Source organism: Pseudoalteromonas sp. SG45-3 (assembly GCF_014164075.1).
Taxonomy (GTDB): domain Bacteria; phylum Pseudomonadota; class Gammaproteobacteria; order Enterobacterales; family Alteromonadaceae; genus Pseudoalteromonas; species Pseudoalteromonas distincta.
On record NZ_JACJEN010000002.1, the window covers coordinates 71,801 to 88,537 of the forward strand.

The window sequence follows — 16,737 nt, forward strand, 5'->3', positions numbered from 1 at the left end:
AACTTATTTTAAACATAAAAAAAGGCGCATTAGCGCCTTTAATAATTAAAAACAAACGATTATTTTTTAACAAACTTAGTTAAAATAACTATGCGCTGGCCGTCAACTCGCCCTTCAATATGTTCAGGGTTGCTGGTTAGGCCAATATTACGAACAGCTGTTCCGCGTTTAGCTGTAAGGCTACTACCTTTAACGTCTAAGTCTTTAATTAGGGTAACAGTATCGCCTGCTTGAAGTACTACACCGTTGCTATCTACATGCTTTAAATCGTCATCTTCAGCAAGTGCTTTTTTAGCCCACGTTAGCGTATCTTCTTCAAGGTAAATCATGTCTAGCGCATCTTGTGCCCAGCCATTATCAGGCGCTAAACGAGAAAGCATTCTGTAAGCTACAACTTGTACTGCAGGAGTTTGGCTCCACATGCTATCGTTTAAACAGTGCCAATGCGTAGGCGTTATTTCGCTGTTATTCTCGATTTGATCTTTACATGTTTGACACGTGTAAATACATTTATCTGAGTGGGTTTCAGTTACCGGTGGTACTTCATAAACAGATAAGTTCTCGGTGGCTGCACACAATTCACATTGATTATTACTACGTTCGATTAAGGCTTTTTCAATACTCATGGGGCTCTTTCTGATTCTGGTCGAGTTAACATTTGCTGCTATTGTACTCCAAAACACGAGCTCTGCGCCATTAGTCCCTTAATTTTGTGTGGGTATATTACTCATATACTTATCTTCAATAGTTTTTATATATCCTTGAGCGTGAAGGTTTTTAATTGCTAGGTTTATCTGGGGCAATAATTCTTTGTGTTTGCTCAATAAGCGAATTCTTAAAAAACCATGGGAATGCTGTGCGCCAAAGGCAATGTTTATCCCTAACTGCTTTGCCCAATAGAGCGCAGTTAACTTACCTACTAGTGCAGCTTCTACACGGTTTCTTGATAGGGCTGTCATAAGTTCTTTTTCGGATGGAAAGTCAACACGCTCAAAGGTGTTGTCATTAAAGTAATAGTAACCTAGTACCGTTCCTATATTTTTACCCTTCAAGCTATCAGCGCTTTGCCAATGCTGGGCATTTTTAGGCAAGGTAACAATCATTTCTGTGGCATAAATAAGCGGCTCTGAAAAAACATAACGAGGGTCATTTCTCTCACTCTTTGAGAGCCATTCTAATGAAATAACATCAAAATCGATTATTTCATCTTGTAAATATTTGGTAATACGCTTTGTAGGTAGGTCGATATGAGAAGCTGCAATATTGGCATCATCGAGTACTTTTTCAATAATTTCGGGTAATATGCCAGGCTTTTCTGGATCATTTGTATAATATGGATAATGACTCCCTGACGCGCTAACATTATATTTGAGGGGAGTAGGATTAATGCTGGCATAGCTAAAAAATACAAATAGCAGAGGGCTCAGTACTAATAACCGAATAAAGTTAGTCAAATCTCTACCTTTTATATTAATATTTTATATTAGTGTTGTGTAATTTTAACGTTTTTGCAATGACGACTATATTTATCTTATGCGTGTTGCATTAAAGTACACATATTATTGGCTGTTTTGCCATCTTTTATTTATAGGTTTAGAGCCAAGTGAAATTACATAACATACCTGATGAAGTACAAAAAATAACTCAGTTTGTTGCGCGGCAACCTATTTTTGATATAGACCAGAATGTTTTCTCGTACGAATTGCTTTATAGAGACTCAGCCAATAATGCGTTTCCTGTAGGCACTTCAGATGTCCATGCGACAAGCCGCCTATTTTTTAATGCTTTAATGTTGGTTGGTTTAGATAGACTTACCGCACATCATTTAGCTTTTATAAACTTGTCATCAGAAACTATTCTCGATAACTTCCCCAAACTTTTATTGCCAGAAAATAGTGTTATTGAAATAGTGGAGCGCACGGGTAATATTCCTGCGGTGGCTGAGCGTGTGCAAGAACTTAAAAAAGAAGGCTATGTTTTTGCGTTAGATGATTACGATGGCGATCCAAAATGGGAGCCACTGTTAGCACATGTTGATTACATAAAAATTGAGATAGATGATCCGGTTATTAAAACCAATATGCGCATTAAAAAAATAAAACGCGCAAATCCACATGCAAAAATAATTGTTGAACGAATAGAGACGCATGAACAATTTAATGTATTAAAATTGGCTGGCTGCGATTTATTTCAGGGGTTCTTTTTTTCTCGCCCAGAAATGATTACGTATAAAGGTGTAGAGCCTTCAAAGCTAACCGTTTTTGATCTATTGCGTTTTACAGCAAAAGAAACACTTTGCTTTAAAGAAGTTCATCAACGAGTGGCCAGAGATGTCGCCATAACAGCGAGGGTTTTAAAGCTAGCTAACGCGCGTTCAGGCAAAGCAAATTTAGTCATTACGTCTATTTCACAAGCGGTTATTTATTTAGGTGAGGACACAATAAGACAATTTGTTCGCGTATTAGCAATTAGTGAGTTGGGGGTCGAAAAACCAACCGAATTAACTAAGCTTGCTTTAACGCGGGCTCAATTTATGTCGCTAATATTGGAGCAAAATAATAAAGAGTTGACCGAGCAAGGGTATCTGGTGGGTTTGTTCTCGGTGCTTGATGCTATTTTAGATGCTGAATTAAAAGACATAGTTAAAGAGTTTACTTTAGATGCTGCAATATCTGATGCGTTACTATTAGAGAGCGGCATCTTAGGGAACTGTTTATCGCTTATAAAAGAGTTTGAATTAGATAATATAGATGAAGCTATGGTCCATTTGGCCAACATAAACTCAGAGCTGCACATTGGCGATATATTTAATTTTTTATTGGATGCTGTTTTATACAGTGATGACATTATTGAGGCAATAACAGAATAAATATGCGTAATTGGTTGTCGGTTATAAGTGTAGTGGTTGCTCTTTGTTTATTGTTTCCTGGTATTACAAAACCAGTATTAACAATAGAGGGCAACATAGATAAATCAAAATTAGCGCAAGCGGGCATTGAAATGCTTGCTGAAGAGGGCGATGGTCGGACTCGTAGCATGCTAATGATGTTCTCGAATATGCTAGGGCTTGATAAGTTAGAGGGCGAGATCAGCGCCTATAACAAAACACAAAGTATTTTAGGCACAGTTCAAGAGCTTGCTAGTAATAATAATTTATTTGTAGCTGCTTTAGTGGGGTTGTTTTCTATTGTTATTCCAAGCTTGAAGCTGCTATTACAATTGCTTTATTGTTGCCTACCTTTGAATGGGTTGAAGCAAAAGCTCGGTCTGGTTATTTGTGCATTAAGTAAGTGGAGCATGGTTGATGTATTTGTTATTGCATTAATAGTGACTTACCTAGCAGGTAACGCTCATGGTAAAAGTGGTGAGCTACTTGTTATGAATACACAATTTGGTGAGGGCTTTTGGTATTTTAGCGCATATTGTATATTTGCAATTATAGCGAGTAACTTAATTAAAACACCTGATAAACCGCAGTCTACATAATTAAAGTATTTGTGGTTGCCGTTAGGTTATCTTACAATCATTTTAAAATTTATTAAAAGGCATAATGTTGCAACGTTTTTACTCTAGTTTACTCATGATAACTTTACTGCTCACTTTTGTGGGTCAGGCAGTTGCGTCTGTAGCTATGGTATGCGAAATGCCACATTTGCCAACGAAAACAGCAACGCATGCCCAAATGCCAATGACACACAGTAGTGATGCAACAGCTGTTGCTAGCATGTCTGAAAATATGATGCAGATGGATTGTTGCGACGACGAAAGTACGCCACAAAATGATTGCAAATGCCCTATCAGTGGCTGCGCTGCTAATTCAATGCTTAATGTTGATACTTTATTTAGCGTTACTTTATTTGAATCTGAAAAAGTAAATATAAGTGTATTTACTACACAAATTAATATACCTCGTTCACTTTACCGCCCTCCTATGTCTGCTTAATAGCAGGATAGGTGTAATATCAATTTTATTGAAAACATGCTCATTCTAGGAACTAAATACCTCTCTAACTGCGTTAAAAATTACTTATATAAAGCAACTATACTGCGTAATTTTTTCCTTGTTATAGAGCAATTTTCCTACCGCAATAATAGATCATTAATTCAATGCAATTGATATAAAAGGTTTTTGTAAAACTCCTAAACACCTTTTTTGCTTCCTAATTTAAGAATTTCTTTTATTTTTAGATGGAGCAGGTGATGAACCACGCTGTAAGTATTAAAGCCGTATTATGTAGTGTTGTGTTTTTTAGCACAGCTGTTAATGCGCAAAACAATTCAAATAACCTAAATATCGATACGCTAAAGCAAGCCCGCAATGAGCAAACGCTTAGCTTAACGCAAGCGCTTAATTATGCACTAACGCATGAGCCATGGCTAAAAGCGAGTGGCTACCAAGAAGATGCCGCAATAGCACAAAGTATTGCCGCAGGCACCTTACCCGATCCTGTTTTAACGGTTGGCTTACTTAACTTACCTACTAACGGTTATGCGTTTGATCAAGAAGGGATGACGCAGCTTAAAGTCGATTTGAGCCAAAAGTTTAGCCGAGGGAATAGTTTAGCGCTTAAACAAAAGGCATTAGCTCAGTCTGCTCAACAATACCCTTGGCAGCGCGCCGATCGCTTAGCACAAGTAAAAGCAATTGTGATTGAGTCGTGGTTAAACGCGTATCGTGCTCAGCGAAGTATTGCTTTAATTGAGCAAGATAAAGGGCTATTTACTCAGCTTATTGAAGTTACCGAAGCAAGCTACGCAAGTACCTTAGGTAAAACACGCCAGCAAGATATTATTCGTGCGCAATTAGAGCTCACTCGCCTTGAAGATAAGCTGGTTATGCTTGAGCAGCAATTTGAAAGTGCTAAAAACCGTTTAGCACAGTGGTTACCTATGAATATGCTTATGCAGCCCTTAAATGCCGAATTTACTAAAACCACAGGGCTGGTTGATTTTGCAAACCTTGAATTTGATAAATTAATACAGTTGCTTATGGCGCATCCCGCAATTATTGCGATAGAAAAAACCGTCACCGCAAAGCAAACCGAAGTTGCACTCGCCAAGCAAAGTTACAAACCTCAAATGGGCGTTAATGTGGGTTATGGTTACCGAGATGATACGCCTATGGGGGAGTCGCGAGCTGATTTACTTTCAGTAGGATTTAGCATTGATTTGCCATTGTTTACTGATAACAGACAAGATCAACAGGTTAAATCGGCTATTGCTAGTGCAGAAGCTACTAAAACACAAAAGCTGGTGGCGCTTCAAAAACTCAAAGGCATGTACTTTAAGGAGTTTAGCCAACTTGCTCGTTTGCAAAAACGCGATGCGCTTTATCAAAATACGTTATTACCGCAAATGTCAGAGCAATCTCAAGCAACACTTAATGCTTATACGCGCGACGATGGGGATTTTTCTGACGTGATGCGCGCGCGCATTGGTGAACTTAACGCCAAAATAGACGCGCTTAATATTCAAGTAGAGCAGCATATTATTACCGCTCGCCTTAATTATTATGCAAGTAGCTTAGACCCCCAAGTAATGAGCGAGCAAACTGGAGAATTACATAATGAATACTAATTTAAAGTTACTTGTTGCTGCCTTAGTTGGTGCGGTCGCATTTGCGTTAATTGGCGCCTTAGTGATGCAGTTTTTACCTAGCAGCTCGGAAATGAATGAACAGCAAAGTGCTGAAAAACAGCCCTTATATTGGGTAGCCCCTATGGATAGTAATTACAGGCGTGACGCGCCAGGGCTGTCGCCAATGGGAATGGATTTAGTCCCTGTATATGAAAACGATAGCAACGCTCAGGATGGACCAGGTGCAGTAACTATTTCGCCTGCAGTCATTAATAACTTGGGTGTAAGAACTGCCAAAGTAGAGCTTAAAACACTTCACAGCGATATAAATACTGTGGGGTATGTGCAATATAACCAAGACCAACTTATTCACATTCATCCGCGTGTAGAGGGCTGGATTGAAAGCTTGTACGTTAAAGCGCAAGGAGCACAAGTTAAAGCCGGTGAGCCTTTATATACTTTGTATTCACCACAATTGGTGAATGCACAGGAAGAGTTTTTATTGGCGGTTAATCGTAATAATACCGTGTTAATTCGCGCAGCAAAGGCACGTTTAGAGTCGTTAAATGTGTCTGATGGATTTATTGAACGTTTACAAAAAAATAAAAAGATAATGCAAAATATTACTTTTTACGCAAAGCAAAGTGGTGTGGTAGATGAGCTAACAGTACGAGAAGGCTTTTACGTTAAACCAGGCACATCAATGATGAGTATTGCTCAGCTTGATGAAATTTGGGTAGAGGCAGAAGTATTCGAGCGCCAATCAGAACAAGTGAGCGTGGGCTTGCCTGTTACAATGACGCTTGATTACTTAAAAGGTCAAAAGTGGGAAGGTAAGGTTGATTACATTTACCCCGCGCTTGATGCTAAAAACCGAACTTTGCGTGTAAGGCTTAGGTTTGAAAATGCAGATCATCGGTTAAAACCAAATATGTTTGCACAAGTGAGCATTCACGCTAAAGCGAGTAAGGCGCAATTTACAGTACCAAAAGAAGCGGTAATTCGCACGCAGCATCAAAACCGTGTAGTTATTGCATTAGGTGAGGGTCGTTTTAAATCGGTAGAAGTCGAAGTTGGGCAAATTAATAGTAATGAAGCGGTCATTTTGTCAGGTGTAATGACAGGTGACACGGTAGTGACCTCAGCGCAATTTTTAATAGATTCTGAGTCAAGTAAGAGCTCTGACTTTAAACGAATGGAAATGCCTAGTTCTAGCATTGGCTCAGGTATGAGTTCGGATTCTGGTTCAGACTCAAATATGAACATGGATATACAGCCACAAAGCGCCACGGTTAACGGCACTATTAATGCCATAGATACACAAAATCGCATTATTAATATTAGTCGAGAGGCCATTGAAAAATGGAATCGAGAACCCGCCACAATGGACTTTGTATTAGCGCCAGATATTGATATTACCAAGTTTGAAAATGCCCAGTATATTAATTTTACTTTTAGCATTATTAATGATGAATTTGTAATTACTAACGCGCAAAACGCAGAGCCGATTGATCATTCTACTATGCAACCTATGCAACCTATGCAACACAGTTCTCACTAGGAGCCATTATGATAACTGCCATTATTCGCTGGTCTGTTGGCAATCGCTTTTTTGTGTTGTTGCTTACATTAATTTTACTGGGTGGAGGATTGTTTGCACTAAAAAATACGCCCGTAGATGCCTTGCCTGACTTATCTGATGTTCAGGTCATTATAAAAACCACTTATCCGGGGCAAGCGCCGCAAGTAGTGCAAGACCAAGTTACATTTCCGCTCACCACTGCAATGCTTTCTGTGCCGGGTGCACAAACTGTAAGGGGTTTTTCGTTTTTTGGTGACTCGTACGTTTACGTTATTTTTGATGAAAAAACTGATTTGTATTGGGCTCGTAGCCGAGTACAAGAATACCTAAGCCAAGCAGCAAACCGATTGCCCGATAGCGCTACGCCAGAGCTTGGTCCTGATGCAACAGGCGTAGGTTGGATTTACTTATACGCACTAATTGATAAAACAAATAAACACGATATTAGTCAGCTACGAAGCTTACAAGATTGGTTTTTAAAGTTTGAGCTACAAACCGTACCAGGAGTCTCTGAAGTGGCTGCTGTTGGTGGCATGGTTAAGCAATATCAAGTTAATGTTGAGCCTGATAAATTACGCGCATATGGTATTCCGCTTAGCCTTATTCAAACCGCTATCCAGCAAGGCAACCAAGAGATGGGCGCCTCAGTAGTTGAAATGGCTGAAGCTGAATACATGGTAACAAGCACAGGCTACATTAAAAGTGTTGCCGACCTAGAAGCTATTCCGCTTGGCGTAAACGCTAATGGTACTGCGCTGCAATTGCGTGATGTAGCTGATATTAGAGTCGGGCCGCAAATGCGCCGTGGTATTGCAGAGCTTAATGGCGAAGGCGAAGTGACCGGCGGCATCGTTATTATGCGCTATGGCGAAAATGCACAAAAAACTATTGAGCTGGTAAAAGCAAAATTAGAATCGCTTAAAAAGGGATTACCAGAGGGCGTTGAAATAGTCCCTGTGTACGATCGCTCCAACTTAATAAATAACGCAGTAGATAATCTAACAAGTAAGCTAATTGAAGAGCTGATTGTAGTTGCTTTAGTGTGTGTGGTGTTTTTGTTTCATGTGCGCTCATCATTGGTGGCGATTATTACGTTACCGCTTGGGATTTTAACGGCATTTATAATTATGTACTGGCAGGGGATTAACGCCAACATTATGTCTTTAGGGGGAATTGCAATAGCGATAGGCGCAATGACCGACGGCGCTATCGTCATGATTGAAAATATGCACAAACATATGGAAAAAACGCCACTTACCAACGAAAACCGCTGGGAAGTTGTGGCTAAATCGGCGAGTGAAGTGGGTCCTGCATTATTTTTTAGTTTATTAATTATTACCGTCAGCTTTATGCCGGTATTTATTTTAGAAGCGCAAGAAGGACGTATGTTTGCGCCACTGGCTTACACTAAAACCTATGCTATGGCGGCGTCTGCTGGGCTTGCAATTACCTTAGTGCCGGTATTAATGGGTTACTTTATTAGAGGTAAAGTTATTTCGGAGCAAAAAAATCCAGTTAACCGATTACTCGTCGCAGCGTATCGCCCACTACTTAACTGGGTGCTTAAATTTCCAAAAATGACATTGGTACTCGCGGTGGTTGTTTCTGTTATTGGCTTTTACCCGGTAAACAAAATAGGCAGTGAATTTATTCCGCCACTTGATGAGGGCGACTTAATGTATATGCCCACAACGTATCCTGGTTTATCGGTAGGTAAAGCGCGCGAAATACTACAGCAAACCGACAAGCTAATTGCCACAGTACCTGAGGTTAAAACAGTATTTGGTAAAGTTGGGCGAGCAGAAACTGCAACAGATCCTGCGCCGCTTACAATGATAGAGACGTTTATTCAGCTAAAACCAAAAAACGAATGGCGCGAGGGTATGACGCTTGAAAAACTTAAAAAAGAACTCGACGGTTTGGTTAAGTTTCCGGGGTTGACGAACGCGTGGGTAATGCCAATTAAAACACGTATTGATATGCTCGCGACCGGTATTAAAACCCCTGTGGGTATTAAAGTTGCGGGACCAAAGTTGAGTGAAATTCAAAAAATTGGTCAACAAATAGAAGTGTTATTGAAAGATGTGCAAGGCACTGCATCGGTTTACTCAGAGCGAGTAGCCGGTGGACGTTATATAAAAGTAGATATAAATCGTGAAAAAGCCGCGCGCTATAGCTTAAATATTAGCGACATACAGCAAGTTGTATCTACTGCAATTGGTGGTACAAACGTAACTCAAACCGTAGAAGGGCAAGAGCGCTACCCAGTTAATTTGCGTTACCCGCAAGCATACAGAGACTCGCCAGAAGAGCTAATGCTGTTACCCATTGTAACGCCTACAGGGCAGCGTATAGCACTTGGTGATGTAGCCAATGTATTTATTGAAGATGGACCACCTGGTATAAAAAGCGAAAATGCACGTTTAAACGGTTGGAGTTTTATTGATATAGATGGCGTTGATATTGGTACTTACGTTGAGCACGCTCAGCAAGTGCTCGATAAGGACCTAATACTACCTGCTGGCTACTCAATTACGTGGGCTGGGCAGTATGAATACATGCAGCGCGCTAAAGACAAACTGACTTATGTATTACCACTTACATTAGCGATTATTATTGTGTTGCTTTATCTTAATTTTAGAAGCTTTGCTGAGGTCACTATTATTATGGCTACTTTGCCACTGGCAATGATTGGTGGCGTATGGCTAATGTATTTAGAGGGCTTTAACTTTTCAGTTGCAGTGGGTGTAGGTTTTATTGCCTTAGCTGGGGTAGCGGTAGAAATTGGGGTCATTATGTTGGTGTATTTAAACCAAGCCTATCAAGAAAAATGCATCGAAGCAGAGCAGGCAGATAAGCCACTTAGTTTAGTGCAATTACAGCAAGCTATTCTTGAAGGTGCAGGGCTTCGAGTACGCCCGGTTATGATGACTGTCGCGACAATTATTATTGGCTTGCTACCTGTGCTGTATGGCACAGGCACCGGAAGCGAAGTAATGAGTCGAATAGCTGCACCTATGGTTGGCGGTATGGGCAGTGCAATTGTACTCACCTTACTTGTTATTCCTGCGGTTTACCTACTGTGGCGCAAACAAGGACTTAAATAATATAAAGCAACAAGACGATAGAGCAGTGCGGTTACTACCCACGCATTGCTCTATAAAAATTACCTATAATTTGTAAGTTATTCTATTAAATTGCTAACTAATATCCATTTTAAAATTAACCTTCTGTTTTTAAATGGTTTTTTAATTGGCACGCTTTACGCAGTGTAGTACCTATACAGTCAACTAAGTAAGGAATGCACATGCAAGTTAAAACAATTAAAGAGGTATACGATTGGACCGTTTTGTTTCATACGCAAATGGCGGCTAATTTTCATAGCGTAAAGGATTTACTCGATGAACATAATGCAATGCTGGTGGACTACTACCTAAATTACGAAAAAAAACTCGCTGAAGATTTAGTCGGGTTTAAAGCGATAACCGAAATAAATACGCTCGATACGTACTGTTATGAATACTTTGCTAAAAATCCTGAGCTAATTACTTTCGAAGACATTAGTAAAGACCAGCAATTTGATGAGAAAGTTATTCAAGCTTATTTATCAGAGCAGCATCAAAAGGTAATTGAATTATACGAATACTTACTTGAGCGCGCTGAAACTCAAAGTGGCCAAGAAAAGCTGCAACAAATACTAGAGCTGGAAAAGCAAGGTATAAAGCAAATGATGCAAAGTACGAATCGTCATATGGATATGTAGCTTTATAAGATAACTATTCAAAATAGCCGATGCTTGCATCGGCTTATTTTATGTCTGCGTTAAATAACCCGCAGAGGGCTTTGATAAACTGGCTAAAATAATATGCGTGTCAACAGTGTGGCACGCACCTAGGGAGATCAAACTTCTTCTGTATCTACAATTAAATCACTTGTTATTGATTCCAATGCTTCAATGACTTCATCTTTATTCATACCATTGGGTAAAGTAACGGTAGCAACAGCGCTAAAAATAGGCACCCCCCAATTAGGCGCACTTTGCTGCCTTGAATTTAAATGAGTAATGTTAGCGCCTTTGTGGCGTATTACACTCGCCAACTCTTGAACAATACCTGGGCGATCGTTACCTGTTATAACCAGATTGATTTGTTCTAATGTTGATGGTTCAATTTCTGTGTTTCCGGTTTCAATTCGAACGTCTAACTTAGGTAACTTATTTAAAGCGCTTTGTAATGATTGAAAGTGTTCCTCAGCAACTTCAAGTTGAATAATACCTGCAAAATGACCTAATAAATGGCTTAAGTTACTGCTTAGCCAGTTGCCATGATTTTGTAACACGACGGATGAGATACTCTCTACTAAACCAGGGCGATCTTGCCCTAAAATAGTTATAACCAACTGCTTCATAAATAATTCTCTTTTTAAGCCCAAAGAAAGTAAATGCATAGGCATTAAGTGTATTGTCTAATCTAAATTGTGTGTTGTTGCACTTTTATAAATCGTTGATTTTAAAATAATAAAATTGAATTTGGTTGTGTTGACTATACGTGGTATTAATAGTCATTCTTATTTAGTAAGTACTCTTTTAGTATTGACCTCGATAAATGCTTTGTCCAATTATTTTATAATTTAGTTCACTTAAAAATCATCTATATGAGACTTATTTAGCGATTTTCTTCGCTAGTTTTATTTAAAACCGTTTTAACGTGCTTATTATTACTGCTGTAACATTACTGTCATCTTGATGAAATATAATTTATACAACGTTAAGATTTAAGGGTGTTTTGATGACTTCAAATCCGAATAAACCGACTTTTAATACGGATCGAAGCCGTCTATTTAAAGATCGGTTTGCCAAATTTGGTATAACCGCAGGTGGGATAATGGTATTGGTAGCACTGCTATTAATATTCTTTTACCTTCTTTATGTAGTACAGCCAATTTTTGAATCTGCAAAAGTAGAAAAACGCGATAGCTTTCAGGTCGCTAATTCGCAGCAAATAGCAGGCCTAGGTGTAGAAGAGCAAACTGAAGTTGCTTATTTACTCAGTCAGCAAGGGCAGGTTGATTTTTACAGTGTGCAAGATGGCAGCTTTGGTAAAAAGCTTAAAACATTAAACGCCGAGCTACCAAGTGATGCAACAAGCTTTGCAACTAGCGCGCCTTTTCAAGGGCATTATGCGTTTGGTTTAAAAGATGGCACTGTAATGGTCGTAGCACCTAAATTTTTGGTCACCTTTCCTAATAACGAGCGTAAATTAACGCCTCGTTTAGACTTTCCTCTTGGGGAAATGGCTTTGGAAGTAGATGAACAAGGCTCAGCTATTAAACGCTTTGCATTTAGCCACTATGAAGACAGAACAGCTGTTGTCGCACTTACAGAAGACAAACGGGTGCTGTTTAGCAGTTTTGTTGCTGAAGAGAATATGTTTACTGGCGAAGTTGAGTGGGTTGTTGAGCGCACAGAGCTAGATGTTGAAGGGCGTGTAGATGAGCTATTAATGTCGCCAGATACAACCCGTACTTTTGTACGTTCTGCTAATCAAGTTTACGTATACGATACACGTGACCCAAGTGATGTAGAGCAAATTCAGCTACTTTCAGCTAACGAAGAAAATGCCAATATTGTATCTGCACAATTACTAGCAGGTGCAAACTCATTAATGCTTGCCAATGATAACGGCGAAGTTTCGCAGTGGTTTGAAGTTAACACTGACACTGGCCGCGAATATGAAAAAATACGTTCATTTGAAACGACTAAGCAAAGTAAATTAAATGTATTTACAGAGTTCTACCGTCGTACTTTTTTTACGACCAGCAGTAACGGTGAGCTTGGGGTGTACTACACAACAAGCGAAGCAAAATTATGGCAAGGTAAAGTAAGTGAAGGCGCAATACAAAACTTTGCAATTTCACCGCGTTCAAATGCTGCATTAATTTTGGCGGATAACAAACTAACAGTATTAGAAATACATAACGAGCATCCAGAAGTCACTTGGTCAGCGCTTTGGCAAGAAGTGTGGTACGAAGGTTACCCAGAGCCAGGTTATATATGGCAGTCAACATCAGCCAGTGATGACTTTGAATCTAAGTTTTCATTAGTGCCAATTTCGTTCGGTACATTAAAAGCAGCCCTTTATGCGATGTTATTTGCAGTGCCTATTGCGCTTTCGGCGGCAATTTACACGGCATACTTTATGTCGAGTAAATTACGTAAGGTAGTTAAGCCTACTGTTGAAATAATGGAAGCATTACCAACCGTTATTTTAGGTTTTTTAGCCGGTCTTTGGTTAGCTCCTTTGATAGAAGAGCACTTACCTGCAATTGTTGGGTTACTCATATTATTACCTTTAGGTATGTTAGCGACAGGTTTAGCTTGGACTAAATTACCAACCAAAATCCGTCATCGAATTCCTGAAGGATCTCATTCAATTATCCTTATTCCGGTCGTTTTACTTATTGGCTGGTTTTCGTTTGCGATGAGTGAATTTGTTGAGCTTTGGATGTTTGACGGCAATGTACGTCAGTACTTAACAAATGAGCTAGGTATGACATTCGATCAACGTAACTCGCTGGTTGTAGGTATTGCGATGGGGTTTGCAGTTATTCCAACTATATTCTCAATTGCAGAAGACGCCGTATTTAGTGTTCCAAAGCATTTATCAAATGGCTCATTAGCATTAGGTGCAACGCAGTGGCAAACACTAATACGTGTTGTATTACTAACAGCAAGCCCTGGTATTTTCTCTGCGGTAATGATGGGACTTGGCCGCGCCGTTGGCGAAACCATGATTGTACTTATGGCAACGGGTAATACACCTATTATGGATTGGAGCATCTTCCAAGGTATGCGTACGCTTGCAGCAAATATTGCAGTTGAAATGCCTGAGTCAGAAGTAGGTAGTTCGCATTACAGAATATTGTTCTTAGCGGCCTTTGTACTATTCATATTCACATTCATTTTTAACACAGTCGCTGAGTTTGTTCGCCAGCAACTGCGTGAAAAATATAGCTCAATGTAAGCGGAGAGACATGACATGGTAAAGCAGTGGTTTAAGTCTGGTTCTCCTTGGATTTGGATGACCGGTGGTGCAGTGAGCATCAGTTTAATTTCAGTTCTAGGCTTATTAGCAATGATAGCCTGGAAAGGATTAAGTTTTTTCTGGCCTTCAGAAGTTGTGCAGTTTGAACTTGAAGGGTCAATTTCAAAACAAACCGTTATTGGCGAAGTTTATGACCGTGAATTAGTACCAAAAACGCGTTTAGCCGCGACAGGTATTGACGTTAGCGGATTTGAAAAAGAAGAAATAGAGCGCTTACTTATTAAAACAGGTAATCGTGAGTATGTAGATTTAGACTTTCGTTGGATATTAGAAACCGACATTAAAAATAAAACAACGCCTGCAACGCTTGCTGTATTTGAGCGTAGTAAAAACGGTAATTTTTATGGTTATGTTGAAAGTGTAATTAAAGATGGTAAACCAGTCGAAGGCGATAAAATTGAAGCTCTACATGAACTTGTAGAGCGTGCCGTGGATTTAAACGACGAAGCACTTGATTTACAAAATGGTGACATTGGGCATATTAACTATGAGCTTGAGCGTCTTCGTTTAAAAGAAAAGGGCTACTTACTAGATAACGCACTCACTGATGAACGTGTTGCTGAGCTTACTCAAGAGCGTGCTGAATTACGTGCGCAGTATGGTGTACTTGAAAAAGATTTATTTGCACTACGTAAACAAGCTAAACGTGATCACGTAACTGTAAAAGATATGCGCGGTGAAGTAGTTACGATTCCAATGTATCAAGTACTTGATGTTTGGTTTCCAAATGATATGGGCTTTTTTGCAAAGCTAGGGCACTACTTTGTGCAGCTAGGTAAGTTTGTATCTGATGACCCACGTGAAGCAAATACAGAGGGCGGTGTTTTCCCTGCTATATTTGGTACTGTGTTTATGGTTATGCTGATGGCTGTAATAGTGACGCCGTTTGGTGTTGTTGCTGCAATTTACTTACACGAGTATGCCGCTAAAAATGCAGTCACTAAGATGATTCGTATTGCGGTGATTAACTTGGCCGGTGTGCCTTCAATTGTGTACGGTGTGTTTGGCCTCGGCTTTTTTGTATACATGTTAGGTGGTAGCTTAGACCAATTATTTTACCCTGAAGCGGCACCAACGCCAGTATTTGGTACGCCAGGTGTAATGTGGTCGGCGTTAACGCTTGCTATATTAACTTTGCCAGTTGTTATTGTATCGACTGAGGAAGGCTTATCTCGTATTCCAAGTACCGTACGTGACGGTTCACTAGCGCTTGGCGCAACAAAGGTTGAAACGTTATGGCGCATAATTATTCCAATGGCAAGCCCTGCAATTATGACTGGTTTAATACTGGCAGTTGCGCGTGCTGCAGGTGAAGTTGCACCATTAATGTTAGTAGGCGTTGTAAAAATGGCCCCTACATTACCACTTGATGGTAACTTCCCGTATTTTCACTTAGATAGAAAGTTCATGCACTTAGGCTTTCATATATACGATGTTGGCTTCCAAAGCCCTAATGTTGAAGCGGCACGTCCGCTGGTATACGCCACTGCCTTTTTATTGGTGTCGGTGATTATTACCCTAAACATAACGGCCATTGGTATACGTAACCATTTACGTGAAAAATTCAGATCGCTTGAACACTAATTAGTAAAGATTTTATAGGTAACAAAAATGATTACAGTCGCTCCACAAGTAAACCAAGCTAATATCGGTCAAAAGTTAGACCTAGAAAATTTAACGGATGATCAAAAAGCGCTAGAGATTAAAGACCTCGATCTTTACTACGGTGATAAGCAGGCGCTTAATAAAGTAAATATGAACATTCCTAAAGGCCAAGTAACTGCGTTTATCGGGCCGTCTGGGTGTGGTAAATCAACATTACTGCGTTGTATTAATCGCATGAATGATTTGGTTGATATTTGCCGTATTGAAGGTGAAATATTACTCCATGGTCAAAATATTTACGATAAGAGCGTAGATGTAGCAGCACTTCGTCGTAATGTAGGCATGGTGTTTCAGCGCCCTAATCCATTTCCTAAATCAATTTATGAAAATGTAGTTTATGGCCTGCGCTTACAAGGCATTAAAGAGAAACGTAAATTAGATGAAGTAGTAGAGCAATCACTTCGTGGTGCTGCTTTGTGGGATGAAGTAAAAGATAGATTGCACGATAGCGCGTTTGGCTTATCGGGTGGTCAGCAACAACGTTTAGTTATAGCTCGCTCAATTGCAATTGAGCCTGAGGTACTTTTACTTGATGAACCAACATCAGCACTCGACCCTATTTCTACTTTGGTAATCGAAGAGCTAATAAACGATTTAAAAAACAAATTTACCGTTGTTATTGTTACACACAACATGCAACAAGCAGCGCGTGTATCTGATCAAACAGCCTTTATGTATATGGGCGAATTGATTGAATACTCAGACACAAATACCTTATTTACTACACCAACGAAGAAAAAGACTGAAGATTACATTACCGGTCGTTACGGTTAATTAGCCCGTTATAGCGTGTTGTACAAGATTAAGAGA

At 39.6% G+C, this 16,737-nt stretch carries 13 protein-coding genes; 10 read left to right on the forward strand and 3 right to left on the reverse strand.

What is annotated here, in order from left to right; genetic code table 11:
• Positions 1 to 59: 59 nt before the first annotated feature.
• Complete coding sequence (locus H5126_RS02750) at positions 60 to 626, reverse strand: PhnA domain-containing protein (RefSeq protein WP_007586451.1); 567 nt, start codon at positions 624 to 626, stop codon at positions 60 to 62.
• A gap of 78 nt (positions 627 to 704) precedes the next feature.
• Entirely contained in the window at positions 705 to 1,454 is a 750-nt protein-coding gene (locus H5126_RS02755; protein ID WP_024595823.1) for an ABC transporter substrate-binding protein, read from the reverse strand.
• A gap of 149 nt (positions 1,455 to 1,603) precedes the next feature.
• Between H5126_RS02755 and H5126_RS02760 the strand changes: the two genes are divergently transcribed.
• The 7 genes from H5126_RS02760 to H5126_RS02790 all read left to right on the forward strand — a co-directional run bounded on the left by H5126_RS02760 (position 1,604) and on the right by H5126_RS02790 (position 10,922).
• The gene (locus H5126_RS02760; RefSeq protein ID WP_024595824.1) at positions 1,604 to 2,869 is read left to right on the forward strand and encodes an EAL and HDOD domain-containing protein; all 1,266 of its coding nucleotides are present in this window, start codon (positions 1,604 to 1,606) and stop codon (positions 2,867 to 2,869) included.
• A 2-nt stretch (positions 2,870 to 2,871) separates the two neighbouring features.
• Positions 2,872 to 3,486: a paraquat-inducible protein A gene (locus H5126_RS02765; protein WP_024595825.1), complete on the forward strand. Its 615-nt coding sequence runs from the start codon at positions 2,872 to 2,874 to the stop codon at positions 3,484 to 3,486.
• A 94-nt stretch (positions 3,487 to 3,580) separates the two neighbouring features.
• A complete protein-coding gene (locus H5126_RS02770) occupies positions 3,581 to 3,943 on the forward strand; it encodes a hypothetical protein (protein WP_310736024.1) in 363 nt (120 codons plus the stop codon).
• A gap of 257 nt (positions 3,944 to 4,200) precedes the next feature.
• Positions 4,201 to 5,577: a TolC family protein gene (locus H5126_RS02775; protein WP_182720369.1), complete on the forward strand. Its 1,377-nt coding sequence runs from the start codon at positions 4,201 to 4,203 to the stop codon at positions 5,575 to 5,577.
• Positions 5,567 to 7,138 (forward strand): efflux RND transporter periplasmic adaptor subunit, encoded by a 1,572-nt coding sequence (locus tag H5126_RS02780; RefSeq protein WP_182758497.1) that lies wholly within the window; start codon positions 5,567 to 5,569, stop codon positions 7,136 to 7,138. The genes H5126_RS02775 and H5126_RS02780 overlap by 11 nt, the downstream gene beginning before the upstream one ends.
• Before the next feature lie 8 nt (positions 7,139 to 7,146).
• Entirely contained in the window at positions 7,147 to 10,266 is a 3,120-nt protein-coding gene (locus tag H5126_RS02785) for an efflux RND transporter permease subunit (protein WP_182720008.1), read from the forward strand.
• Positions 10,267 to 10,466: 200 nt separating this feature from the next.
• Entirely contained in the window at positions 10,467 to 10,922 is a 456-nt protein-coding gene (locus tag H5126_RS02790) for a hypothetical protein (protein WP_002957844.1), read from the forward strand.
• A 137-nt stretch (positions 10,923 to 11,059) separates the two neighbouring features.
• Here the strand turns inward: H5126_RS02790 and H5126_RS02795 are convergent, their stop codons facing one another.
• Entirely contained in the window at positions 11,060 to 11,566 is a 507-nt protein-coding gene (locus tag H5126_RS02795) for a glycine cleavage system protein R (RefSeq protein ID WP_002957843.1), read from the reverse strand.
• Positions 11,567 to 11,946: 380 nt separating this feature from the next.
• Here H5126_RS02795 and H5126_RS02800 point away from each other — a divergent pair, with 380 nt between their 5' ends.
• From H5126_RS02800 to pstB, 3 genes are read left to right on the forward strand one after another with little or no spacing between them, the layout of a single operon-like run.
• Positions 11,947 to 14,181 (forward strand): ABC transporter permease subunit, encoded by a 2,235-nt coding sequence (locus H5126_RS02800; protein ID WP_182720009.1) that lies wholly within the window; start codon positions 11,947 to 11,949, stop codon positions 14,179 to 14,181.
• A gap of 15 nt (positions 14,182 to 14,196) precedes the next feature.
• Positions 14,197 to 15,846 carry a phosphate ABC transporter permease PstA gene (pstA, locus tag H5126_RS02805; RefSeq protein WP_182720010.1) on the forward strand — a complete coding sequence of 550 codons (1,650 nt, stop codon included), beginning with the start codon at positions 14,197 to 14,199 and terminating at the stop codon, positions 15,844 to 15,846.
• Positions 15,847 to 15,873: 27 nt separating this feature from the next.
• The gene (gene pstB / locus H5126_RS02810) at positions 15,874 to 16,701 is read left to right on the forward strand and encodes a phosphate ABC transporter ATP-binding protein PstB (protein ID WP_002957840.1); all 828 of its coding nucleotides are present in this window, start codon (positions 15,874 to 15,876) and stop codon (positions 16,699 to 16,701) included.
• Positions 16,702 to 16,737: the final 36 nt, after the last annotated feature.